This window comes from Streptomyces sp. NPDC008086, from assembly GCF_042957325.1.
Lineage (GTDB): Bacteria > Actinomycetota > Actinomycetes > Streptomycetales > Streptomycetaceae > Streptomyces.
Map to the genome: position 1 here is coordinate 490,328 of NZ_JBIBIA010000003.1, position 24,459 is coordinate 514,786.

At 73.6% G+C, this 24,459-nt stretch carries 12 protein-coding genes and 2 pseudogenes; 6 read left to right on the forward strand and 8 right to left on the reverse strand.

Annotated features, from left to right (window positions below; all coding sequences use genetic code 11):
- Positions 1 to 180: 180 nt before the first annotated feature.
- Positions 181 to 8,204, reverse strand: a pseudogene (locus ACFZBP_RS12465) (SDR family NAD(P)-dependent oxidoreductase).
- 166 nt (positions 8,205 to 8,370) lie between these two features.
- On the opposite strand from ACFZBP_RS12465, the gene ACFZBP_RS12470 reads away from it, so the two are divergent.
- Positions 8,371 to 8,550: a hypothetical protein gene (locus ACFZBP_RS12470; protein ID WP_391413056.1), complete on the forward strand. Its 180-nt coding sequence runs from the start codon at positions 8,371 to 8,373 to the stop codon at positions 8,548 to 8,550.
- 180 nt (positions 8,551 to 8,730) lie between these two features.
- Entirely contained in the window at positions 8,731 to 9,855 is a 1,125-nt protein-coding gene (locus tag ACFZBP_RS12475) for an XdhC family protein (RefSeq protein WP_383442953.1), read from the forward strand.
- Between the two features lie 15 nt (positions 9,856 to 9,870).
- Here ACFZBP_RS12475 and ACFZBP_RS12480 read toward each other — a convergent pair whose 3' ends face one another.
- Entirely contained in the window at positions 9,871 to 10,395 is a 525-nt protein-coding gene (locus ACFZBP_RS12480; protein ID WP_391412391.1) for a YfcE family phosphodiesterase, read from the reverse strand.
- Positions 10,396 to 10,576: 181 nt separating this feature from the next.
- Here ACFZBP_RS12480 and ACFZBP_RS12485 point away from each other — a divergent pair, with 181 nt between their 5' ends.
- Together ACFZBP_RS12485 and rfbC are read left to right on the forward strand one after the other, a co-directional pair.
- Complete coding sequence (locus ACFZBP_RS12485; RefSeq protein ID WP_391412393.1) at positions 10,577 to 12,511, forward strand: glycosyltransferase; 1,935 nt, start codon at positions 10,577 to 10,579, stop codon at positions 12,509 to 12,511.
- 4 nt (positions 12,512 to 12,515) lie between these two features.
- On the forward strand, positions 12,516 to 13,118 hold the full coding sequence (rfbC, locus tag ACFZBP_RS12490) for a dTDP-4-dehydrorhamnose 3,5-epimerase (RefSeq protein ID WP_391412395.1): 603 nt from the start codon (positions 12,516 to 12,518) through the stop codon (positions 13,116 to 13,118).
- Between the two features lie 81 nt (positions 13,119 to 13,199).
- Here rfbC and ACFZBP_RS12495 read toward each other — a convergent pair whose 3' ends face one another.
- The 5 genes from ACFZBP_RS12495 to ACFZBP_RS12515 form a co-directional block, all read right to left on the reverse strand.
- Complete coding sequence (locus ACFZBP_RS12495) at positions 13,200 to 14,003, reverse strand: class I SAM-dependent methyltransferase (RefSeq protein WP_383442941.1); 804 nt, start codon at positions 14,001 to 14,003, stop codon at positions 13,200 to 13,202.
- On the reverse strand, positions 13,990 to 14,871 hold the full coding sequence (rfbD, locus tag ACFZBP_RS12500; protein ID WP_391412397.1) for a dTDP-4-dehydrorhamnose reductase: 882 nt from the start codon (positions 14,869 to 14,871) through the stop codon (positions 13,990 to 13,992). The genes ACFZBP_RS12495 and rfbD overlap by 14 nt, the downstream gene beginning before the upstream one ends.
- On the reverse strand, positions 14,868 to 15,857 hold the full coding sequence (gene rfbB, locus ACFZBP_RS12505) for a dTDP-glucose 4,6-dehydratase (RefSeq protein WP_391412399.1): 990 nt from the start codon (positions 15,855 to 15,857) through the stop codon (positions 14,868 to 14,870). Before rfbB ends, rfbD begins: the two co-directional genes overlap by 4 nt.
- A complete protein-coding gene (locus ACFZBP_RS12510; protein WP_391412401.1) occupies positions 15,854 to 16,921 on the reverse strand; it encodes a glucose-1-phosphate thymidylyltransferase in 1,068 nt (355 codons plus the stop codon). The genes rfbB and ACFZBP_RS12510 overlap by 4 nt, the downstream gene beginning before the upstream one ends.
- 115 nt (positions 16,922 to 17,036) lie before the next feature.
- Complete coding sequence (locus tag ACFZBP_RS12515) at positions 17,037 to 19,490, reverse strand: SpoIIE family protein phosphatase (protein WP_391412403.1); 2,454 nt, start codon at positions 19,488 to 19,490, stop codon at positions 17,037 to 17,039.
- A 179-nt stretch (positions 19,491 to 19,669) separates the two neighbouring features.
- Here ACFZBP_RS12515 and ACFZBP_RS12520 point away from each other — a divergent pair.
- Positions 19,670 to 19,909, forward strand: a pseudogene (locus tag ACFZBP_RS12520) (hypothetical protein); the annotation flags it as partial.
- An 846-nt stretch (positions 19,910 to 20,755) separates the two neighbouring features.
- Entirely contained in the window at positions 20,756 to 22,906 is a 2,151-nt protein-coding gene (locus tag ACFZBP_RS12525; protein WP_391412405.1) for a SpoIIE family protein phosphatase, read from the forward strand.
- A gap of 98 nt (positions 22,907 to 23,004) precedes the next feature.
- Here the strand turns inward: ACFZBP_RS12525 and ACFZBP_RS12530 are convergent, their stop codons facing one another.
- Entirely contained in the window at positions 23,005 to 24,369 is a 1,365-nt protein-coding gene (locus ACFZBP_RS12530) for a trypsin-like serine protease (RefSeq protein WP_391412407.1), read from the reverse strand.
- Between the last annotated feature and the right edge of the window lie 90 nt (positions 24,370 to 24,459).

A 24,459-nucleotide genomic window follows, 5' to 3' on the forward strand; every position in this document is an offset into this window, starting at 1 on the left:
CGTCATGTCCTTTGATGAGGGGGTCGTTCCTTCCTGGATGGACATGTACGCAGTGCGCATGTGCTGCTCCTCCACGGCTGACGGCGGGTCTCTTGCAGTGCAGCAGGACCGACCCGGCGGGGGCAATGGATTAACGCTCAACCAACCGCCGCCGCACGCGCCGTGCGATGCCGTCGCCTCTCACGGGGTGTCCTTCGCGAGCGTCCCGATCCAGGCGCGGACCGCGGACGCCGTCGTCTCCGCGTGCTCCCGCATCATCGTCAGATGGTCGCCGGGGACGTCGACGACGTCGTGTTCCGTCGGCCAGGACGTCCGCCAGTCGTCCGCGTCCGCGGAGGCCGCCATGGCGGGCGTGGGCCGCAGCGCGCGCACCAGGAGCGTGGGCGTGGTGACCGGCTCGGGATCCCAGCCGAGGAAGATCCGGTTGTAGGCGCCGATCGCGGCCAGGGCGGTGTCGTCGTCCCGGGCGAGGGCGGGCCGTCCGGTGTCCTGCGGCGGTGGGGCGGCCAGCGACAGCAGCCAGTCCCTGCCGCTGTTGTCCGGCGTGATGTGGTAGGTGTCCAGCAGCACCAGACCCGTCGGCGCCCGGCCCATGTCCTCCAACTCGCGCGCCACCAGGTGCGCCACATTGCCGCCCGCCGACCGTCCTACCACCACGAAGGGCCCGTCCCCGACGTGCCGCAGCACACTCTCGGCCTGCGTACGCGCCAGCGCGGCACGGTCCTCCGGTACGGCGGCTCCGGCGCCGATGCCCGGGTGGGGGAACTCCAGGACCTCCAGGCTCTCCGGAGCGTCGGGGGCCTTCGCGAAGGCGCGGTGGAAACCCGGGAACTCCCCGCCGTCCGCGGCGAGCGACGGATGGTAGGCCGGGAAGTAGACGAGGGTCGGGGCGCCGGGGCCGGGTCGGCCGTGGGAACGGCGGATCGGGGGCAGGGCGTGCTCCTGGCCTCGGGCGGCCGGGAAGGTGGGCAGGGCCCAGGAAGCGGTGACGAGGAGGTGCATCGCCGCCACCGGTTGTCCCGAGGCGCTGACCGTCCGGAACAGCGAGGAGAGGCTGTACGTCGGCCGCTCGGTCACCGTCGGCTCAGGGTCGTCCGCGGCGGCCGGTTCGTCGTCCAGCAGGCCGAGCATATGGCGGGCCAGGTCCTCGGCCGTCCGGTGCTCGAACACCACCGCCGCCGACAGCCGGAGCCCCAGCGCCACGCTCAGCCGGTTGCGGATCTGCACGGCGGTGAGGGAGTCGAACCCCAGGTCGGCGAGGCTCTTGCCGGCCGGCAGCGCTTCGGCGTGCGGGTAGCCGAGCACCGCGGCCACGTCGGCCTGCAGCAGCGCCACGAGCACCGCTTCCCGCTCACCCGGCGCTGTCCGGTCCAGCCGCTCGCGCCACTCCCCCGGCGCGGCCGTCTGCCCGGGAGACCCGGCGGCGCCGGATGCGGTCGCGGCGGCGGTCGGCCTACCGGGACGGACGAGGCCGCGCAACGGCGCCGGCAGGTGCCCGGCCCTGGACCGCCGTGCCGCCCGGTTCAGCAGGATCGGCGCCAGGACCGGCTCCCTCGAACGCAGCGCCGCGTCGAACAGGGTGAGCCCCTGCCGCGTCGACAACGGGACGAGCAGCTCCGCTGACTTTGAGCGCTGTTGGGGCAGCTCGGCCGCCATGCCGCCGCTGTGCTCCCACGGACCCCACGCCAGCGACAGCGTCGGGAGTCCTTCGGCGGCGCGGCGGTGGGCGAGGGCGTCGAGGAAGGAGTTCGCTGCCGCGTAGTTTCCCTGGCCCGCCCGGCCCAGCAGACCGGAGACGGAGGAGAACACGACGAACGCCGTAAGGCCCAGGTCACGGGTCAGTTCGTGCAGATGCCACGCCGCGTCGGCCTTCGGCCGCAGCACGGCCGTCATCCGCTCGGACGTCAGCGAGTCCAGCACGCCGTCGTCGAGCACCCCGGCGGCGTGCAGCACCGCGCGCAACGGCGGCTCGCAGCCCCGGACGACGTCGGCCAGCGCGGCCCGGTCGGCCGCGTCACAGGCGACGACGCCGACCTGCGCGCCCAACTCCTCCAGCTCGCGGCGCAGTTCCCGCGCACCCGGCGCCTGCGGCCCTCGGCGGCCGGTCAGCAGCAGATGCCGTACGCCGTGTTCGACGACCAGATGACGGGCCAGTTCCGCGCCCAGTGCACCGGTGCCTCCGGTGATCAGCACCGTGCCGTCCGCGGCGAAGGCGATCTCGGTGTCCGGGGCGTCGTCGGCCACGGCCAGCCGCGGGACCGTCACCCGCCCGTCCCGGATGCGTAGTTGCGGCTCGCCGGTGGCGACGGCCGACGCGAGGATCCGCAGCGACTCGGGCCGCCCGTCCACATCGACCAGGACGACACGACCGGGCAGCTCCGACTGTGCCGCCCGCACCAGTCCCCAGACCGCCGCACCGGCCAGATCCGGCACCGGTCCGGTGGCTCCCCGCGTGACCACGACCAGCCGTGAACCCGCAGTGCCCGGATCGTCCTGCCAGTCCTGGAGCACCTGGAGCACGCTGCCGGTCAGCGCGTGCACGGCGGGCAGCGGATCGGCGCCGGTGGCGGGGTCGGCGGCTGTGACGGCCACGAACTCGGCGCTCGCCGCGTCGGACTCGGGCAGGAACCCGGCGAGGTTCAACTCGTCCGGCCCGCGCACTGCCCAGGCGCGGTCATCCGCACCTCGCCGGATTTCGAGAGCGGCCCAGTAGGGACGCAGCAGTGCCCTTCGTACGATGTCGCCCGTGCCGTTGTCGGTCGCGGCGGTCACGTCCGCCTGGTCGGCCGTGAGTTCCCGCATGACCAGCGAGTCCACGCGTGCCACCAGCCGACCGGACGGGTCCGTCATCGTCAGCGAGACCGTGTCGGGGCCCGTCGGCGTCACCCTGACCCGCAACTCCGCGGCTCCCGAAGCGTGCAGGCTCACACCGCTCCACGCGAACGGCACCCGCACCACGCTCAGGTCAGCGAGGCCCGCCAGGAGAGGGGCGTGCAACGCGGCGTCGAACAGCGCCGGGTGGAGCCCGAAACGGCCCGCCTCCGAGGCGTGCGAGGCGGGCAGCCGTACCTCCGCGAAGACGTCGTCGCCGCGTCGCCGGAGCGCGCCGACCCCTTGGAACGCGGGCCCGTAGGTCAGCCCGGCATCGGCGAGGGCGGCGTACCCGTCGGTGAGGTCCACGGCCTCGGTGTCCTGCGGCGGCCAGAGGTCCGATCCGCTCTGCGGCGTCGCCGGCGCGGGGCAGAGTCGGCCGGTGGCGTTCCGGGTCCACGGGATGTCCTCGTCGGCATCCTCCGGCCGGGAGTAGATGTCGAGCGAGCGTCGCCCCGATTCGTCCCTCCCACCGACCACGACCTGCACCCGCGTCCCGGCGGAACCGGACAGCGCCAGCGGCGCCGGTATCACGAGCTCGTCGACCGCGGCGCAGCCCACCTCGTCGCCGGCCCGCACGGCCATCTCCACGAACGCCGTCGCCGGCACGACCACCCTCCCGGCGACGACATGGTCCGCGAGCCACGGGTGCGCCGCGAGGGACAGCACCCCGGTCAGCACGGTCCGGTCGGTGTCCGGCACCGGGAACGCCGGGCCCAGCAGCGGCCCGGCGTCGACGCTCGCCGGGGGCGGTGCGTCCAGCCAGTACCGCTGCCGTTGGAAGGCGTACGTCGGCAGATCCACGCGCCGGGGGCCGGAACCGGCGTACACCGCCCGCCAGTCGACGGTGGCCCCGGCGACCTGCAGCCACGCGACGGCCGACAGGAGCGTCTCCGGTTCGTACGCGCCGCCTCGGGTGGCCGCCGCGAGTACGGTGCCGTTCGCGGAGGCGTCCGCGAGCGAGTCGGTGGCCGCGGCGGTCAGCGCGGGCCCGGGACCGATCTCCAGGTAGGCGGAGATCCCGTCGTCCGCGAGTCGCCGCACGGCGTCGGCGAAGCGTACGGGGAGCCGGGCGTGCCGCGTCCAGTACTCGGGTGAGCACAGCTCATCGGGTTCGGCGAGCCTGCCCGTCACGGTGGAGACGATCGGGACGCGCGGCGGCCGGAAGGTCAACTGCTGTGCGATGTACCGGAGTTCGTCGAGCATCGGATCCATCAGGGGCGAGTGGAAGGCGTGACTCACGCGGAGCCGTACGGCCCTGCGGCCGCGCGCCTCGAAGCGTGCCGCGGCCGCGAGTACCGCGTCCCGCTCGCCCGAGATCACCACCGAGCGGGGGCCGTTGACGGCGGCGACCGCCACCCGCTCCCCGAACTCCCCGAGCACGGCGGCGGCTTCCCTCTCCGTGGCGTCCAGCGCGGCCATGGCGCCGCCCTCGGGCAGGGCCCGCATCAGTCGGCCGCGCGCGGCGACGAGTGTGGCCGCGTCGGGGAGATCGAGTACACCGGCGGCGTGGGCGGCGGCCAGCTCGCCGACGGAGTGGCCCACGACGCGGTCGGCTCGCACGCCCCACGACTCCAGCAGCCGGAAGAGCGCGACCTCGAAGGCGAAGAGCGCGGCCTGCGTGAAGTCCGTGCGGTCCACGAGGGCCGCGTCCGGTGAGCCCGGCTCGGCGGCCAGCACCGCGCTGAGCGGCTGGGGGAGGTGGTCGTCCAGGTACCGGCAGGCCTCGTCGAAGGCTTCGGCGAACACGGGGAAGGCGGCGCGCAGTTCGGCGCCCATCCGGGGGCGCTGGGCGCCTTGTCCGGTGAACAGGAAGGCCGTACGGATCGCCGGATCCGCCAGTCCTCGCACGACGCCCGGTGCGTCGTGGCCCCGCGCGAGCGCGGTCAGCGCGTCCAGCATCCGTGCCCGGTCGCCGGTCGGTACCAGCGCCCGGTGGGGGAGGGCGGGCCGCGACACCGCGAGCATGTGCGCGATGTCGGCCGTGGACGCGCTCGACAGGGCCGTCCCGTTCGCCGCTTCGGCCGCGAGGCGGCGTGCCTGGGCGCGCAGGGCGGTCTCGTCGGCGGCGGAGAGCAGCCAGGGAACGGGCGGGGTGGCGGTCGTGGGCTGGGGGGTCACCGCCGTCTCGGCCGTCGGTGCCTCCTCCAGGATGACGTGTGCGTTGGTCCCGCCTATCCCGAAGGCCGAGACCCCGGCGCGCCGCGGCCGGTCCGTGGCCGGCCAGGGCCGGGGCTCGGTGAGCAGTTCCACCCGGCCGGAGGACCAGTCGACGTGCGGGGTGGGCGGGTCGGCGTGCAGGGTCCGGGGCAGGGTTCCGTGCCGCATGGCCTGCACCGTCTTGATGACGCCGGCGACTCCGGCCGCCGCCTGTGTGTGCCCGAGGTTGGACTTGACCGACCCGAGCCACAGCGGCCGCGTACGGTCCTGGCCGTACGTGGCCAGGAGGGCCTGCGCCTCGATGGGGTCGCCGAGCCGGGTTCCCGTGCCGTGCGCCTCCACCACGTCGACGTCACGGGGGCGCAGTCCCGCGTCGGCCAGCGCCTGGGTGACGAGCCGCTGCTGGGCCGGGCCGTGGGGCGCGGTGAGCCCGTTGGAGGCGCCGTCGGAGTTGACGGCCGAGCCGCGGAGCACGGCCAGGACCGGGTGGCCGTTGCGCCGCGCGTCGGACAGCCGCTCCAGCAGGACGAGTCCCACGCCCTCGCCCCAGGCCGTGCCGTCGGCCGCCGCCGAGAAGGACTTGCAGCGCCCGTCGGCCGACAGCCCGCGCTGCCGGCTGAAGGCGAGAAACGACTGGGGCGTCGCCATCACCGTGACCCCGCCGGCCAGCGCCAGCGAGCACTCGCCCGAGCGCAGCGCCCGCGCCGCCCAGTGCAGCGCCACCAGCGAGGACGAACAGGCGGTGTCGACGGTGACGGCGGGACCGCGCAGACCGTACACGTACAGATCCGTCCGGAAGCCACGCTGCCCGTCGAGCCGAGGCCCAGGTGCGCCTCCAGCTCGTGGGGGCGGGTGAGGCGGGAGGCGTAGTCGTCGTACATCACGCCGACGAAGACACCGGTGTCGCTCTCGCGCACCGACTCCGGGTCGATCCCGGCCCGCTCCCACACCTCCCAGGACGTCTCCAGGAGCAGCCGCTGCTGCGGATCCATCGCGAGCGCCTCGCGCGGCGAGATCCCGAAGAGTCCGGCGTCGAACTCCGCGGCCCGGTGCAGGAATCCACCGTGTCGCGTGTACGAGGTGCCGATCCGGTCGGGATCGGGGTCGTACAGGGCGTCCAGGTCCCAGCCGCGGTCGGTCGGGAACTCCGTGATGGCGTCCCGGCCCCGCGACACCAACTCCCAGAGGTCTTCCGGGGAGTTGACATCGCCCGGGTACCGGCATCCCATGGCGACGATGACGACGGGATCGTCCTCGGAGGGCCTGTCCGGTGCGCCGTGTGCCCGGCGGTGTGTCTTAGGCGCGCTCTCGAAGAGTGCGGCGCACAGGTACCGGGCCGCCTCGGCCGGTGTCGGGTGGTCGAAGACCAGCGTCGCCGGCAGGGCCAGGCCGGTGAGTTCGCCGAGCCGGTCGACCAGCTCGACCACGCCGACGGACGTCATGCCCAGATCGGCGAACGGGCTGTCCGCGTCCAGCTGATCGCCCGGTGCGGGCCGGCAGACGTCGGCCGTCTCGGCGAGGACCGTCGCGCGCAGGGCGCGTTCCCGGTCGTCGGGTGAGAGGGCGCGGAGCCGCTCACGCAGGGCGGTGGGGGTGGGAGCGGTGTCGGCCGTGAGCGGGGCGGCCGGGGCGGGGACGACGACCTCGTGGCGGGCGATCTTGCCGGAGGCGGTGCGCGGGACGGCGGTGATCTCGCGTATCTCGGCCGGCACCTTGTAGTCGGCCAGCCGGGTACGGCACTCGGCGAGCACCCGCCGCGCGTCGATCCCGTCGGGGCCCGGCACGACGAAGGCGACCGGGACCTCGCCGAGCACGTCGTGCGGTACGCCCACGACCACGGCGTCGGACACGCCGGGGCACTGCGCCAGGACCTGTTCGATCTCCGTCGGGTGGATGTTCTCACCGCCGCGGATGATCAGCTCGCTGACCCGGCCGGTGAGCCGGAGATGGCCGTGCTCGACGCGTCGGCCGAGGTCGCCGGTGCGGTACCAGCCGTCCCGCAGCGCGGCGGCCGTCGCCTCGGGCTGCCGGTGGTAGCCGGTCATCAGGCCCGGCGAGCGCACCCAGACCTCGCCCTCGTCTCCGTCCCCGGCGTCCTCGCCACTGCCCGGGTCGACGACGCGTATGTCCACGCCGGGTACGGGCGGTCCGCAGGTGCCGTCGACCCCGGGTCCCTCGGGTCGGCTGACCGCGATCACGCCGCAGGTCTCGGTGCTGCCGTACGCGTCGAGCAGCGGCGCCCCGAGGGTGTCCGCCACGGCCGCGCGCAGTGCGGGGCCGCTCGGCGCGCCGGCCACGACGCACAGGCGCGGGGCCGGCGGGGGCTCGCCGGGCGAGTCGAGCAGCCGGTGGTACGTCGTGGGCACGCCGCCCAGCAGGGTGAAGGGCCCGCCGAGTTGCTCGTACGCCGTGGCCAGTTCCCGGCGCAGACCGCCGGGCGGCAGCAGGTCACCGGCGATGCGGGCGCTCGCGCCGACGGCCGTCACACCGAGGACGGCGAGTGAGTGGCTGAAGCTGTGGAACAGCGGAAGCGGCCAGAGCAGCCGGTCGTCGGGTGAGAGGCCGAGGATCGGGGCGTAGCAGGCGGCCACGGACCACAGCGCGGCCCGCTGCGTGGACAGCACGCCCTTGGGCCGGTGGGTGGTGCCGGAGGTGTACAGCATCCAGGCCGGCTCGTCGAGCCCGAGCAGGTCGATCTCCGCGGACCCGCCGTCGCTCCCGGCCACGCTCTCGAACAGCTGGGTGAGGTCGTCCGGTGCCGGGCCGCCCCCGGTGACCAGCACGCCCAGGCCGTCGTACGGCCGTCCCAGGCGCCGCAGTCGTGCGAGGTGCGCGGCGTCGGTGATGACGTGGGCGGCGCCGCTGTCCTGGAGGAAGTGGGCCAGCTCGGCGTCGGAGGACCGCGGATTGAGCGGGACTCCGACCATCCCGGCCCGCAGCACGGCGAGGCAACTCTCCACCGTCTCCACGCGGTTGCCGAGGCAGATCGCGACCCGGTCGCCGCGCCGTGGTCCCGTCCGGGTGAGATGCCCGGCCAGGGCGCGGGTGCGCCGCTCCAGCTCGGCGTAGGTGACGCTGCGCGAGGCATCGGCGTACGCGACGCGCCGCGGCGCCGACCCGGCGTGCTCCTTCAACAGTTCCGGTACCGGCCGGATCAGCTCGTCACGCCTCATGCCCCGCCTTCCAAGTCCCTTGCCGTGCGGCGCTCTTGAGCCTACGCGGACGCCCGGCTCACGCATCGACAGCGCGCCCGGGTGTCGGGAAGCCTCGGCGGAGGGCTCGTCCGGGAACCTCTCGCGCAGCCGTTGGGCCTCGCGGAAGAGGTCGGACACGCTTGAGGTGGACCCCGGCCGCGTCCGCATACAGATCGCGGACAGCGACCCCGGCATGGCGGCCCCGGCGGCGTCGTCGACGGGGACGCGCCCGGTGTTCGCCACCCGCGCCCGCTTCCCGGAGGCCGACGGCATCGTGGCGGACCGGCCGCACCGGTGTCCCCGACACATCGCGCCCTCGTTGTGACCTTCACGTGGTGCCAGGCCCAGCCCCGCGCACGTACCCGGGCCCGCCCAGGAGCGTCCGCGCGCGTGCCCCTCGCTGCCGCAAGGTCGATACTGGCGGTAGCAGGGATCCCGCCGAGCCGCCCTCCGGCGCACCCTCGAAACTCCCATCCGCCGGCCTCACCAGGAAGTACCCACGACCATGCGTGACATCCTCCCGGTGATCGCCCCCTGGTACACGGCCGGGATGCCGTTCGGGCTCGCCACGGTGGTCGCCACCAGCCGCAGTGCCCCGCGTGACCCGGGGGCCGCGATGGCGGTCGGCCCGGACGACGAGGTCGTCGGCAGTGTGTCGGGGGGCTGTGTCGAGGGGGCCGTGTTCGAGCTCGCGCAGGAGGTGGTGGCGAGCGGCGAGGCGCGGCTGGAGACCTTCGGGTACAGCGACGAGGACGCGTTCGCGGTGGGGCTGACCTGCGGCGGCGAGATCACCCTGCTCGTGCGTCCGGTCACGGCCGGTTCGGACCCCTCCTTCGGCGAGGTCGCGGAGTCGGTGGCGGCGGGACGGCCGGTGACCGTGGCGACGGTGACCGACGGGCCCGCGCCGCGCGGGGCGACGCTCGCCGTGTGGCCGGACCGGGTCACCGGCACCCTCGGCGCGTCCGGCCTGGACGCGGCGGTGACCGCCGACGCACGTGGTGAACTCGCCCTGGGCCTCACGGACCTCAGGCACTACGGCCCGCACGGCGAGCGCCGCGAGGACGACGTCAGCGTCTTCCTGCACTCCTTCGCACCGCCGCCGCGCATGCTGGTGTTCGGCGCGATCGACTACGCGGCGGCGGTCGCCCGCATCGGCGACTTCCTCGGCTACCGGGTCACGGTGTGCGACGCCCGGCCGGTGTTCGCCACACCGAAACGCTTCCCCGAGGGCGTCGAGGTGATCGTGGACTGGCCGCACCGCTACCTGAGCGGCACCGACACCGACGCACGCACGGTGATCTGCGTGCTCACCCACGACCCGAAGTTCGATGTGCCCCTCCTCGAAGAGGCGCTGCGCCGTCCGGCCGCGTACATCGGGGCGATGGGGAGCCGCCGTACCCACGACGAGCGCATGCGCCGGCTGACCGAAGCGGGGCTGGGCGAGGGCGAGTTGGCCCGGCTGCGCTCCCCCGTCGGGCTCGACCTCGGCGCCCGTACGCCCGAGGAGGTCGCCGTGTCCGTCGCCGCCGAGATCGTCGCCCTGCGCTGGGGCGGCAGCGGCACCCCGCTGACGGCGACCGCCGGCGCCATCCATCCGCGCGGAGCGCGGGCCTCCTCGACCGGGCGCTGAACGCCGGCGAGCGGGTCAGGGTGCGTCAGCGGCTGATGGCTGACGCGGAGGCAGGCGGTGCAGCTCCACGGCCGTGAGGCTGCCGTCGGTCACGGTCGCGGTCATATAGGTGCAGTGGGGCTGACGACGGCGGTCGGTCGGGGAACCCGGGTTGAGCAGCCGCAGGCCGGTGGGGGCCGTGGTGTCCCACGGGATGTGGCTGTGGCCGAAGACCAGCACGTCGAGGTCGGGAAAGCGGGCGGCGCAGCGCGCCTCGCGGCCCTGTGCGGGCCCGGTCTCGTGGACCACGCCGAAGCGCAGGCCGCCCAGCTCGACGTACGCCACCTCGGGGAGCCGGGCGCGCAGGTCCGGTCCGTCGTTGTTGCCGTGGACCCCGACGAGCCGGGCGCTGCGGCTCTCCAAGAGATCGAGGGTGGCCGTGTCGACCCAGTCCCCGGCGTGGAACACCACGTCGGCGCGCGGCAGTTCGGCGAGCAACCCCTCGGGCAGCACCTTGGCGCGCTTGGGCAGGTGGGTGTCGGACATCAGCAGCAGGCGCACGCCGCCAGGCTACCGGCGTGGGCGAAATCCGGCCGGTTCTCCACGCGCGGCAGCGGCACGGGGACGTACGGGTGCCCCGGTCGTTGAGCGGTGGACAAAGGGCGTGACAGGGTTAGGATTTGGCCACGAACGCCGTACTTCGACGTAAACGCCCTGCGACCCCTAGGGGGCTCGGAGACCGATGCCGGTCAAGGTCAGCGTGGTCGTCCCCGTGTACAACCCCGGGGTCTATGTCGAGGACTGCATCGCGTCACTGCTGCGGCAGTCGCTGCCCCCGGACGAGTACGAAGTGATCTTCGTCGATGACGGTTCCACCGACGGCACACCCGCCCGGCTCGACGCCCTGGCCGCCGCGGAGCCCCGGGTGACCGTCGTGCACCAGGAGAACTCCGGCTGGTCGGGCAAGCCCCGCAACGTCGGCATCGCCGCCGCCCGGGGCGAGTACGTGATGTTCGTGGACAACGACGACCACGTCGGAGACGAGGCCCTGGAGCGGATGTACGACTACGGCGTGGCCAACGGCGCCGACGTCGTCGTCGGCAAGATGGCCGGCAAGGGCCGCGGGGTGCCGGTGGAGCTGTTCCGCCGCAACCACCCGCGCGCCACCGTCGCCGACACGCCCCTGATCGACAGTCTCACCCCGCACAAGATGTTCCGCCGCGCCTTCCTCGACGACATCGGGCTGCGCTTCCCCGAGGGCAGACGGCGCCTGGAGGACCACGTCTTCGTCACCGAGGCGTATCTGCGCGCGGGCAACGTCTCGGTGCTCAGCGACTATGTCTGCTACTACCACGTCCGCCGCGACGACGCCTCGAACGCCGGGTTCCAGCGCTTCGACCCCGGTGGGTACTTCAAGAACCTCCGGGAGGCCCTGGACGTCGTCGAGCGCCACACCGAGCCGGGCCCGCTGCGGGATCGGCTGTTCCGGCGCTGGCTGCGCGTGGAGATGGTCGAGCGCCTGCGTGGGCGGCGGCTCCTCGCCCTGCCGTCCGACTATCGCCGGGACCTGTTCGAGGAGATCCGCCAGGTCGTCGTCGAGCGCTTCGGGCCCGGCGTCGCGGCCGGGCTCCAGCCGACGCAGCAGGTCGTCGCCGCGCTGGTCGCCGCGGACCGGTACGACGACGTCGAGGCCTTCGCCGAGTGGGAGGCCGGCATCGCTCTCACGGCGGTCCCCGAGCGCGTGACGTGGGAGGACGGCATGTTGCGGGTCGGGTTCACCGCCGAGTACGCCGTCGCCGGTGCCCCGATGGCCTTCGCCGCCGCTCCCGCCCGTACGCCTCTCGACGGCCCGCCCGAGAACCTGGCCGCGGCCGTCGCGTGGGTGGACGCCGACACCGTGGCCCGGTTCGGCCAGGCCACCGCCGACCTGCTGGTACGCGAGCGTGCCAGTGCCGCCCAGTACTTCCAGCGGGTGGAGTTCACCCGGGAGGAGGTGCCGGCCGGCGAGGACGGCCGTGTCCGTCTGCTGCTGCGCGCGACCGCCACGGTCGACCCCGCGGCCCTCACCGGCGCCGGCCTGTGGGACGCCTTCGTCCGCGTCAAGCTGGGCGGCTGGACCAAGGAGTGCCGCCTGGGCCCCGCCCCGCAGCCGAACCGCCCCACCCCGTACGCCGCCGTGACCGCCGGCCACGTGGTCCTCCCGTACTGGACCACGCCGCACGCGAACCTCGCCCTGGACGTCGACCGCGCGACCCACCGCGTGGGCCTGGGCGCCGTCGCACCGGACGACGTCACGCTCACGGGCGACCGACTGCGCGCGCCACTCCCCCTGCACGTCCCCCACGACGGCACCGCCCTCTCGCTCCGTCTCACCTCGTCCGGCAGGGTCCACGACGTGCCGGCCACCCTGTCCCCGCACGGTTCCGGCGCGCTGCTGGAGGCCGTGCTGCCCCTCGGCGAGCTGCGCGGAGCGACGTGGCGCGCGGCGCTCGGCACGCCGGGGCCGCGCCACCTCACGCTGCCGTTCGCGCTGCGGGCGGGAGCATCGGGGGTGCGCGTGGTACGGACTCCCCGCCCCGGTCCGCTGCGCCGCCTGGTCCGCGGGGCGCGGCGCGGGCTCGGTACGGCGCTGGGTCGGACCGCGACCCGCCTGCGCGCGAAGGCCCGGAGGAGGTGACGGCATGCGCCCCCTCGGCATCGAAGGCGCCTGGGCACTGGAGCCCAAGGTCTTCCCGGACGACCGGGGCAGCTTCCACGAGTGGTACCGGGGCACGGAGTTCCGCGAGGCCACCGGGTACGACCTCACCCTGGCCCAGGCCAACTGTTCCGTCTCCCGCTCGGGCGTCCTGCGCGGCGTCCACTTCTCCGACGTGCCGCCGGGCCAGGCCAAGTACGTCACCTGTGTGCGCGGAACCGTCCTCGACGTGGTGGTCGACCTCCGCGTCGGCTCCCCCACGTTCGCCCGCTGGGAAGCCGTACGCCTCGATGACGACAGCCACCACGCCGTGTTCCTCGCGGAGGGCCTCGGACACGCCTTCATGGCCCTCACCGACGACGCCACGGTGATCTACCTGTGCTCGACCGGCTACGCCCCCGAGCGCGAGCACGGGGTCGACCCGATGGACCCGGAGCTGGGCATCGCCTGGCCCGGGCACATCGCGCCGATCCTGTCCCCCAAGGACGCCCGGGCTCCGTCACTGGCCGAGGCACGTGAAACCGGGCTGCTCCCGACATACGAGGCCTGTGCGGCGCACTACGAGCAGTCGCGAGACGGTCGCGTCTGACGCGGGGGTCGACACCCCCCAAGGGGCCCGGGGAACTGCGCGACCAGCCACGACGGCGCGGCAGACGAACAACGACCCCCGTCAGTGACCGCCGAGCACCTTCTCGACCGACGTACGCAACGGCTCCCACCCCCGCGAGCGCCCGACGCCCACCTTGCGGGCCCGCGCCAGCGATCGCCAGAACCCCGCCCCGAGCAACGCCTCCGGCGCCACGGCCCCCACCCGGTCCAGAACCGTCTCCGGCACCTTCTGCGGATCGGGCACCTCGTACTCGGCGACGATCTCGTCGTACCGATCACGCAGCACGGTGTTACGGCGATCGGCACCGAAGACGACGAGCTGCCCCGTCGGCCGCGTGTCCACGGGCACCGTCACCAGATCGGGCCGATACCGCCCGAGTATCTCGGCGATCTTGTACACGTCCCCGGTCCACGCCCCGGTGTGCCGGTCCCGAGCCGCCTCGTCGACGTTGCGCGGCAGCATGTCGTCGAAGACGATCACGCTGGTCCAGTCGGAGTACCGCTCGATGTTCATGAAGTCCCGCAGGGCGTACTCGAACAGGTGCATGCCGTCGATGAACGCCAGGTCGAGGACGGTGCGCCGCCAGTACCCGAGCGGACCGCGGCCCCGGCGCAGGTTGCGCAGCGGGTGGCGGCCGCCCTTGAGATGGATCAGCGGGTTGTCGCGGGCGAAGAAGTCGTCGCTGGTGGCCTTGACCAGGTGGACGTCGCAGCGGATCTCCGTGACGACCTTGAAGGCGGGGTCGACGGCGACGGTGGGGACGCGGGAGAGCTTGAGGCTGCGGCCGTCGTTGACGCCGATCTCCAGGTAGTTGCGGTTTCCGCTGACCTTGTGCAGTTCCCGCAGGAACTCATGGCGCTTCACGCAGGGCCTCCTTGCGGATCCGGGGCAGTGCTTCGTGCAGGGCGGTGCGCCAGTCCCGCGGCCCCGGGAGGCCGAGCCGCTGCCGGCGGCCGGGTGCGAGGACGCTGTACGCGGGGCGGGGCGCGGGCCGGGGGAAGGCGGCGCCGGTGACGGGGCGCACCCGGTCGGGGTCGGCGCCGAGCTGGGCGAAGACCTCGCGGGCCAGGTCGTACCAGGTCGCCTCGCCGGCGCTGGTGGCGTGCAGGACGCCGGTGACGTCGCGGCCGACGCGGGGGCCGAGGTCGGCGATCGTGACGGCGACGTCGGCGGTCCAGGTGGGCTGGCCGCGCTGGTCGTCGACGACGTCGACGGTGTCCCGGCTCGCCTCCAGCCCGATCATCGTGCGGACGAAACTGCGGCCGTGGACGCCATAGAGCCAGGCGGTGCGCACGACGGCGCTCGCGGCCGGGAGTTCGTCCAGTACGGCCCGCTCGCCGGCGAGTTTGGTGCGGCCGTAGGCGGTGCGCGGGGCGGGGGGATGGTTCTCCGGGTAGGGGGCGTCGGCGTCGCCCGCGAAGACGTAGTCGGTGGAGACCTGGATCAGACGGGCCTCGTACGTGACGCAGGTGTGGGCCAGCAGGCCGGGGCCGTCGCCGTTGACGCGCAGGGCCCGGCTCTCGTCCTGCTCGGCGTCGTCGACGGCCGTGTAGGCGGCGCAGTTGACGACGACCTCGGGGCGGTACGCGGCGAAGGCGCGGTCCACGGCGTCGGGGCTGGTGACGTCGAGGGCGGTGTGGGTGAGGCCGGCCACCTGTTCGCCGCGGGCGCGCAGCTCCTCAACCACGTCGTGGCCGAGCATGCCGCCCGCGCCGGTGACCAGCCACCTCATCCGCGCTCCCCGTCGACGCGCCGCTTCAGGGGTTCCCACCAGTCGCGGTGGTCCCGGTACCAGCCGACGGTGGCGGCGAGGCCGGCGGCGAAGTCGTGGCGGGGCCGGTAGCCGAGTTCGGTGCGGGCCTTGGTCCAGTCGACGGAGTAGCGCAGGTCGTGGCCCTTGCGGTCCGCGACGTGCCGTACCCGGTCGGGCTCGGCGCCGCAGGCCTTGAGCAGCAGGGCGGTGAGGTCCCGGTTGCTCAACTCGGTGCCGCCGCCGATGTTGTAGACCTCGCCGGGACGGCCGTGGGTGCGGACGAGTTCGACGCCATGACAGTGGTCGTCGACGTGCAGCCAGTCGCGGACGTTGAGGCCCTCGCCGTAGAGGGGGACCTGCTCGCCGTCGAGGAGGTTGGTGATGAACAACGGGACGACCTTCTCCGGGAACTGGTGCGGGCCGTAGTTGTTGGAGCAGCGGGTGACCCGGACGTCGAGGCCGTGGGTGCGGTGGTGGGCGAGGGCGAGCAGGTCGGCGGAGGCCTTGGAGGCGGAGTACGGCGAGCTGGGGCGCAGCGGGTCCTCCTCGGTGGCCGAGCCGGACTCGACGGAGCCGTAGACCTCGTCGGTCGAGATGTGCACGAAGGGTGCGACGCGGTGGCGCACGGCGGCGTCCAGCAGGGTGTGGGTGCCGACGACGTTGGTGAGGACGAAGTCGTCGGCGCCGGTGATCGAGCGGTCCACGTGGGACTCGGCGGCGAAGTGCACCACCTGGTCGGCCTCGGCCATCAGCTTGTCGACGAGTTCGGCGTCCCGGATGTCGCCGTGCACGAACTCCAGCCGGGGGTGGTCGAGTTCGAGGTTGTCGAGGGTGCCGGCGTAGGTGAGCTTGTCCAGCACGGTGATCCGGGGCGCCTCGGGCGCGTGCGGCGCGTCGCGGGCGAGCAGGGTGCGGACGTAGGTCGAGCCGATGAAGCCGGCGGCGCCGGTGACGAGGAGGTTCATGTGTGGATCTGCACCTTGCTGTGGTCGCCGAGGACGAGTCGGTGGGCGCTGGGGACGCTGGGCGCGGGCGTGACCTGGACGTGTCGGCCGATGAGCGAGGACTCGATGCGGCCCACGCCGTGGATCGAGGAGTCCCGCAGCACGATGGAGAACTCCAACTCGCTGTCGGTGATACGGCAGTTCTCCGCGATGGAGGTGAAGGGGCCGACGTAGGAGTCCTCGACGACGGTGCCGGCGCCGACCACGGCGGGCCCGACGACGCGGGAGTTGACGATGCGTGCCCCCTCCTCGACGACCACGCGTCCCACGGTCTGAGAGGCGTCGTCGACGTCGCCGTCGATACGGCGCGTGAGGCCTTCCAGGACGGTCCGGTTGACCTCCAGCATGTCGGCGACGTTCCCGGTGTCCTTCCAGTAGCCCTTGATGACCGTGCAGCGCACGTCGGCGCGGGCGTCGATCAGGTGCTGGAGGGCGTGGGTGATCTCCAACTCGCCGCGCCAGGACGGGGTGATGGCGCGGACCGCGTCGTGGATCACCGGCGTGAACAGATAGACGCCGACCAGGGCGAGGTCGCTCTTGGGGTGCTCGGGCTTCTCCTCCAGGCCGACGACCCGGCCCGCGTCGTCGAGTTCGGCGACGCCGAAGGAGCGGGGGTCCTGGACGCGGGTGAGCAGGATCTGGGCGTCGGGGCGGTGGGTGCGGAACTCCTCGACGAGGCCGGTGATTCCGCCGACGATGAAGTTGTCGCCGAGGTACATCACGAAGTCGTCGTCGCCCAGGTAGTCCCGGGCGACGATCACGGCGTGGGCCAGGCCCAGCGGCCGTTCCTGGGGTATGTAGGTGATCTCCAGACCGAACTTGGAGCCGTCGCCGACGGCGTCCTGGATCTCCGCGGCGGTGTCCCCGACGATCACCCCGACCTCGGTGATGCCGGCCGCCGCGATGGATTCCAGCCCGTAGAAGAGCACGGCCTTGTTGGCCACCGGCACGAGCTGTTTGGCCGAAGTGTGCGTGATCGGCCTCAAGCGCGTACCGGCGCCGCCGGACAGCACGAGAGCCTTCATCGGTTCACCTTAGCCCCGATTCCGCCGATTTGACGGTGCCGGATTGGCTTGATGGTCGCCGCCACGCCGTCGGCCGTTCACCGGGATGCGGCCTCACCTGCGTCGAAAACCGGCCTCATCCGCTGAGCGGAATCTCGCTCCACACCTGTTTTCCGCCGCTCACGGGCACCGTCCCCCACTCCGCCGCCATGGCCTCGACGAGGAGGATGCCGCGGCCGCCGGTGGCCTCCCAGCTGATGCTGGCCGGTTTGACCGGGGTGCGGGGCGAGGAGTCGGCGACGGCGACGCGCAGCCGGTGGTGGACGAGGGTGAGGTCGAGGCGGACCCGGCCGTCGGTGTGCACGAGGGCGTTGGTGACGAGTTCGGAGACGACGAGCAGGACGGCGTCGGTGTCCGGGGGCGTCACACCCCAGGTGCGCAGGGTGCGCCGGGTGAAGCGGCGGGCGTGGCCGACGGCCTCGGGGACCCGCCAGACCGTCCAGCTCTCGCGGAGCGGGCGTACCGCCATGCCGTCGTAGCGCATCAGGAGCAGGGCGATGTCGTCGCTGCGGCGCGCGCCGACGAGCAGGGCGTCGGCGACGAGGCCGAGGTGGGCGGGGTCGGAGCGGGCGAGGTCGTGGGCGAGCCGGTCCATGCCGGTGTCGATGTCGGCGTCGGCGGCCTCGACGAGGCCGTCGGTGGTGAGGGCGAGGACGGTGCCGGGCCGCAGGCCGAGCGGGCTCATCGGGAAGTCGGCCTGTCGCAGCACGCCGAGCGGCGGCCCGCCCTCGGCCTCGACGATCTCGGTGCTGCCGTCGGGGTGCCGCAGCACGGGCGGGAGGTGTCCGGCGCGCACGCACCAGGCGGCGCCCTCCTCCAGGTCGACGTCGACGTAGCAGCAGGTGGCGAAGAGGTCGGTCTCCATCTCCATGAGGAGGCGGTTGGCGTGGTGGACGACGACGTCCGGGGGGTGTCCTTCGGCGGCGTAGGCGCGCAGCGCGGTGCGCATCTGGCCCATCAGGGTGGCGGCGGCCGCGCTGTGGCCCTGGACGTCGCCGATGACGAGGGCCACGTGGTGGTCGGGCAGCGGGATCACGTCGTACCAGTCGCCGCCGACCTCCAGGCCGGCCGTGGTCGGCAGATAGCGGGCGACGGCCTCCGCGCCGGGCAGCCGGGGCAGTCGGCGGGGCAGCAGCTGGCGCTGGAGCATGCCGACGAGTTCGTGCTCGGCGTCGAAGGCGTGGGCGCGCGACAGTGCCTGTCCGGCGAGGCCGGCGGAGGCGGTGAGCAGGGCGCGTTCGTCGGCGCCGAAGTCGTGCGGGGTGTCCCAGCCGATCAGACAGGCACCGGCCATCCGTCCGCCGGCGGGCAGCGGCAGGACGGCGAGGCCACCGGGACCGACGTCGGCGAGGGCGGGTTCCAGCGGGGCGCCGGCGGGCCAGATCTGGGCGCGGCCCTCGCGCAGGGCGGCGCCCAGGGTGGGCATGGCGCGTACGGGGGCGTCCGGCCATTCGGTACGCCACTCCAGGCGCCACAGCTCCGGCCAGGACTCGGGTTCGGGCGGGTCGAGGACGGTGACGACGAGGCGGTCGTTCTCCAGTTCGGCGAGGGCGATGCGGTCGGCGCGCAGCGGCCCCCGCAGGGCGGTGACCACGGCGTGGCTGACGTCGCGTACGGTGCCGGCGGTGGCCAGGGCGGCGGCGAGGCGCTGGACGCGGGCCACGTCGGTGATCTCGGCGCGCAGGGTGGAGGCGTCGGCGACGGTGCCGACGAGGCGGGCGGGCCGGCCCTCGCCGCCGGGCAGGAGGCGGCCGCGCAGGCGGAGCCACTTGGGCGGGCCGGCCGGTTGCAGGACGCGGAACTCCAGCTCGCGGTCGCCGAGCGACATGTGGTCGGCCTCGACGACGGACATCAGTGAGGGCAGGTCCTCCGGGACGGTCAGGCCCAGCAGGGTCTCGACCTTGCCGTCGAAGTCGTCGGGGCCGAGGCCGAACAGCGTCAGGATGTCCTCGCCGACCTCGACCCGGCCGGAGTCCATGGCCAGGCTGAACGCGTTGGCCGCCGGCTCGCCCCCGTCCGCGGTCGCGGGCCGGGCGGGGAGGGCGACGGCCTCGGCGATCAGTTCCAGGCAGGCGCGGTCGTCGGCGTCGAAGCCGCCGGGGCGTTCGCTCACGGCCAGCAGGCAGCCACCGTCGCCGTCGTGGGTGGGCACGGCGGCGACGAAGAAGTCCCGGGCGGGTGCTCGTCGGGACTCCGCGCCGGCGGCGAGTTCCGCCGGGCCGAGCCACACCGGGTGGCCGGTGCGCAGGGCGTCGGCCGTCGCGGACCGGCCGGAGCGCGGGTAGCTGTCGCGCAGCCCGTAGAGGGTCCTCGGTACTCCGGCGGACTCGACCAGGCACAGCAGGTCCTCGTCCTCGCCGGGCGCGTACACGGCGGCCAGTGTCGCCGCGCTGAAGACGAGCGCCTGCTCCAGAACCCGGCGCAGCCGCTGCGGCGAGTCCGGGTCGGCGGCGACCGTCTTGAGGGCGACTTCGGCACGCAGGGGCCTCGTTCCGCGTTCCGCAGCGCCCTCACCGACCACGTCCGCCATTACAGCGCTTATGAGACACCTGCGCAGCCCCTGTGACCGTTCAGGGGAGCGACGGGGGTGCGCTGCTCGAAAGGATGTCTTGACGCATGCGTATCGCACGGTGATCTCGTGACAGGCGTGACTGTCCGTGTCCGGCACAACGCTGGAAGTCTCGGTGCCGAGCCGGCGGAGGGGGACGAATGGACAGGCGCTACGAGGTGTACGCGCTCGCCGACCCGCACTTCTACGAGACGCCGGACCGGCTGTCCGCCGACGGGCGGGGGACGGCACGGCTGTACGAGACGGCGCGGCGCGAGGTTCCCGACGGCTGGAAGGCGGCGCGGATCGGCGACTGGCTGACGCTGACGCCGGCCGGCCCGGACGGCACCCCGTCGCCCGGCCCGGCCCAGGGCTGGAAGATCCATTCGACTTCGAGGCGGCGGCCCCGGTCGGCGAGAGGGGCCGTCAGGTCGTCGCCCGCCCGGGCTTCCTGGCCCCGGCCGACCGCAGGGGCGTCGACGTCGACCGCTATGCGCTGGCCTTTCTGCGGCTGGCGATATTCCTTCCCGTCACCTCGCTGTTCGTGGTGGATGGCGGCAAGGTGGCGCATCTGGCCGGCCGCCCGTGCCGCGCTGCTGGCCCCGTTCGCCGGACCGGTCGGGGCGTCGTCGCGCTGGGGCTGATCGACGTACGGCTCGCTGTCGTGTTCCTCGCCGGGGCGCCGGTACTGGCCGCCCTGCTGCGGGCCCTCGCCCGTGACACCTCGCGGGTGTGTGACGGACCACCAGCAGGAGCAGGGCGCGGCCGCGCTCGCCGAGGCCGTCGACGGCCACCGCACCATCCGGGCGGCCGGTACGGCCGACCGGGAGACGGCGAGGATCCTGTCCCGGTGGCGGGGTCCTCGTGCGGCTCGGCGTCTGGTCGGTGCTGGAGACGGGGCAGAGTCACCAGAGCCGTGTCATGCACCACAAGGACCCGGATCACCGCTCCCCCTCCAGCCCGCAGTTCGTCACTGCCATGGTCTTGAGCGCGTGCCCCATTGTTGGCGTCCATGACCGTCCGCGGGCGCGAAGAACCGGCCATCAGGGTGCGCGGGGGCGCACTGAGGCGCCCGTCCGCCGGGGTCGCGCATCGGCTGCGGGGGCATGAGCCAGCGGTCCGGGGGTACGGGCGGCCCCTCACGGCGCGGGTCCGAGCGGTCGGTCCCGGTCCCGCTCGCCGTGCGCGAGCAGCGCTGAGGGGGGAGATTTGAGCCCTGGGACCTGTCGCGCGACCCCGCGGAGGAGGTGGTCGGCGTGTCCGACGGGCAGACGTCCACCCAGGCGCCGGCGGCCGCGCGGACGCGGGTGGGCCGGCCGCTGCTGTCGCTGGCGCTGGCCTCGATGATGGAGGAGGTGGACGCGCACTCCGGTGCCGTGTATCTGCTGGCCGCCGACGAGCCCGTGCTGGAGATGGCGGTCATGGCGGGCCTGCCGCGGGCGTTCGCGGCGCCGTGGGAGCGGGTCGGGCTGAGCGCGCCGATCCCGGTGGCGGAGGCGGTGCGGGGGCGGCGGCTCGTCTGGGTCGGGGGCGAGGAGGACATGGCGGCCCGGTATCCACGGATCGCCCTCGTCCTGCCCTACCCGTTCGCGCTGGCGGCCCTGCCGGTGGCCACCGAGTCGAACGCCTACGGCGCGATCTTCGTGACCTGGCCCGGCGCACACCCGCCGGAGCTGTCGGACCGGGAGCGGGACCATCTCAACGCCGCCTGCCGTCGGCTCGCCGTACGGCTGGAACGTGCCATGGCGGCGAGCCGTCCACCGCTGCCGGAGCCCGATCTGGTCGCCGGGCCGGCGTTCAGCGGCGCGGCCGGCACGCTCGGCACGGTGGAGGCGGCGCGGATGGTGTCGAGGCTGCCGTACGGGCTGTGCTCGCTCGATCTGCACGGCCGGATCAGCTTCGCCAACCCCGCGGCGGCCGAGCTGATCGGTGTGCCGGTCAACCGGCTGCTCGGCAACCAGCTGTGGGCGGCGGTGCCCTGGCTCAACGACCCGGTGTACGAGGACCGCTACCGGGCCGCGCTGATGAGCCAGCACGCCACCTCCTTCGTGGCGTTGCGCCCGCCCGGGGACTGGCTGTCGTTCCGGATGTATCCGAGCACGACCGGTCTGAGCGTGCGGATCAGCCGGGCCCGGGCGGTGGCGGAGATGGGGCGCAGCGGGCCGCGCCCCGACGACCCGCCGGGGCGGCTGGTGACGATCTCCCAGGTGCTGAGCCTGGCCGGCGCGCTCACCGAGGCGGCGGGTGTGCAGGACGTGGTGCAGCTGGTCGCGGACGAGATCGTGCCGGCCGTCGGCAGCCAGGCGCTGGTCGTCCTCGGGTCACGGGCGGGCCGGCTGCATGTGCTGGGCCACCGCGGCTATCCGGACGCGCGGATCGTCGAACGGTTCAACGGGATGCCGCTGACCGAGCAGACCCCGGGCGCCCATGCCCTGACCGCCGGGGTCCCGGCGTTCTTCGACTCGCGGCAGGAGCTGGAGCGGCTGTATCCGGTGCGGCACTCGACGCCCGACGGCTTCGCGGCCTGGGCGTATCTGCCGCTGATCGCCTCGGGGCGGCCGGTGGGCACCTGTGTTCTCGCCTACGCCGAGCCGCATCCGTTCCCGGCGGACGAGCGTGCGGTTCTGACCAGCCTCGGCGGGCTGATCGCACAGGCGCTGGAGCGGGCCCAACTCTACGACGCCAAGCACCAGTTGGCGCACGGGCTGCAAGCCGCACTGCTCCCCCACTCGCTGCCGCCGCTGGCCGGTGTGGAGGCAGCCGCGCGCTATCTGCCCGCCACCCAGGGCATGGAGATCGGCGGCGACTTCTACGACCTGGTGCCGACGGAGCAGGGCCTGACGGCGGCGGTGATCGGGGACGTGCAGGGGCACAACGTGACGGCGGCGGGCCTGATGGGGCAGATCCGTACGGCGGTGCGGGCGTACACGACCGTGGGTCAGGCACCCGAGGACGTCATGCGCAGCACCAACCGGCTGCTGCTCGACCTGGGTTCCGACCTGTTCGCCAGCTGTCTGTACCTACGGCTGGATCCGGCGCACGGGAGGGCGGTGATGGCGCGTGCCGGGCATCCGCCGCCGCTGCTGAGACGGCCGGACGGGCGGGTGCGGGTGCTCGACCTCGCGGGCGGTCCGCTGCTGGGCATCGACGGCTCGCCGACCTATCCGACGACGGAGGTCGACCTCGCGCCGGGCTGTGTGCTCGTCCTCTACACCGACGGGCTGATCGAGTCGCCGGGCGTCGACATCGAGGACGCGCTCGCCGACCTCGGCCAGTTGCTCGCCGAGGCCGGGGAGCGGCCGTTGGACGAGCTGGCCGATCTGCTCGTCGAGCACAGCGCGGCACGGCGGGAGCGGGTGGACGACGTGGCGCTGCTGTTGTTGCGGGCGCGGGACTGACGGGCCGGGAACGGGAGCGGTCCGACCCTCCCGCCGGAGGGCCGGACCACGTGTGTGTCCCTACGGATCAGTGGGATCCGTGTGTCGGTGTCGGGGCGTCAGTTCCCGACGCCGTTGCCGACGATCTCGCCGAGGCCGTTGCCCGTGCCGTCGGCGTTGCCGCCGCCGACCTCTTCACCGGCTCCGGCTCCCTGACCGGCGCCTGCCTCTTCACCGGCTCCGGCCTCCTGACCGGCGCCCGCTTCCTCACCGGCACCGGCTTCCTCACCCGCGCCGGCTTCCTCACCGGCACCGGCCTCTTCACCCGCGCCGGCCTCCTCACCGGCACCCGCGCCACCGCCGGCGGCGTCGCCGCCGAGGGTCGCGCCGACCGCCTCCAGGGCGGTGGTCACCGGCTGGAAGAAGGTCTCGCCGCCGACCGTGCAGTCACCGCTGCCACCGGAGGTGAGGCCGATGGCCAGACCGTCCTGGGTGAACAGGGAGCCACCGCTGTCGCCGGGCTCGGCGCAGACGTCGGTCTGGATGAGGCCGGTGACCGTGCCCTCGGGGTAGTTCACGGTGGCGTCGAGGCCGAGGACCTGACCGTCGCTCAGCCCGGTGGTGCTGCCCATCCGGAAGACCTGGAGGCCGACCTCGGCGTCCGCGGCCTGGCTGATGGCGAGGGTCTGGTCGCCGAGGTTCACCTCGCTCGGTGCCTCGGTCGCCGGGTCGTCGTACTTGACGAGCGCGAAGTCGCCGTCGCCGGGGAAGGTGGCCTGGTCGACGGTGGCGATCGGCTGACCGCCCTCGGCGTCCGCCCACTGCTCGGCCGCGACTCCGCAGTGACCGGCCGTCAGGAAGGCCGGGGTGCCGTCGCCCGCGGTGACGTTGAAGCCCGCGGAGCAGCGTGAGCCGCCGGCGAAGATGGCGTCGCCGCCGGAGAGGAACGTCTTGAAGGTGCCGGCCGACTTCTTGATGGTCGCCATGCCGGAGCCGAGGCTGTCGACGGTCGACTCCAGCTGGTCCCAGTTGTCGCCGGTGACCGTGGAGTCGGCGGTGACGAGGATCTTGTTCGTTCTGGGGTCGACCGACCAGGCCGTGCCCGGGATGGTCGCCTCGGACTTCAGGGTCTGCGCGCCGGACGCCAGCTCGGCCAGACTGTTCTCGACCTCGCGGACCTCCGCGCCGGCCTTCTTCGCCTGGACGATCACGTTGTTGTTGTCGCCGGGGACGACGTTGACCACGAGCTGCTTGCTCTCGGAGTCGTAGTACGAACCGGCGAAGGCGTCGCCGAGCAGTTCCGAGAGCTGCGAGGCGAGATCCGACGCGTCCGCCGCCTTCAGGGTCCTGGCGGTCGTGGCGTCGTCCGCCGCGCCGTCCTGTGACGCGTTGGCGTTCGGCAGCAGGATCGCGGCCGCTCCGAGCGCCACCACGCCGCCCGCGGCTATCGCGGCCTTGCGCTTCGGAATTCGCTTGTGACTCAAACTTCTCGACCTCCTGGGGGACGGGGTCTGTGCCGCCGTCTCTGCGGCAGCTGTTCGGGGCGCCTGGTTGGCAGTTGGTACGCACGGGTC

What these genes read in the sequence shown, in the direction of transcription:
- ACFZBP_RS12475 (WP_383442953.1), top strand. Translation starts at nt 8,731, where the DNA reads ATGCGTGACATCCTCCCGGTGATCGCCCCCTGGTACACGGCCGGGATG.
- ACFZBP_RS12485 (WP_391412393.1), top strand. Translation starts at nt 10,577, where the DNA reads ATGCCGGTCAAGGTCAGCGTGGTCGTCCCCGTGTACAACCCCGGGGTC.
- rfbC (WP_391412395.1), top strand. Translation starts at nt 12,516, where the DNA reads ATGCGCCCCCTCGGCATCGAAGGCGCCTGGGCACTGGAGCCCAAGGTC.
- rfbD (WP_391412397.1), bottom strand. Translation starts at nt 14,871, where the DNA reads ATGAGGTGGCTGGTCACCGGCGCGGGCGGCATGCTCGGCCACGACGTG.
- rfbB (WP_391412399.1), bottom strand. Translation starts at nt 15,857, where the DNA reads ATGAACCTCCTCGTCACCGGCGCCGCCGGCTTCATCGGCTCGACCTAC.
- ACFZBP_RS12510 (WP_391412401.1), bottom strand. Translation starts at nt 16,921, where the DNA reads ATGAAGGCTCTCGTGCTGTCCGGCGGCGCCGGTACGCGCTTGAGGCCG.
- ACFZBP_RS12515 (WP_391412403.1), bottom strand. Translation starts at nt 19,490, where the DNA reads ATGGCGGACGTGGTCGGTGAGGGCGCTGCGGAACGCGGAACGAGGCCC.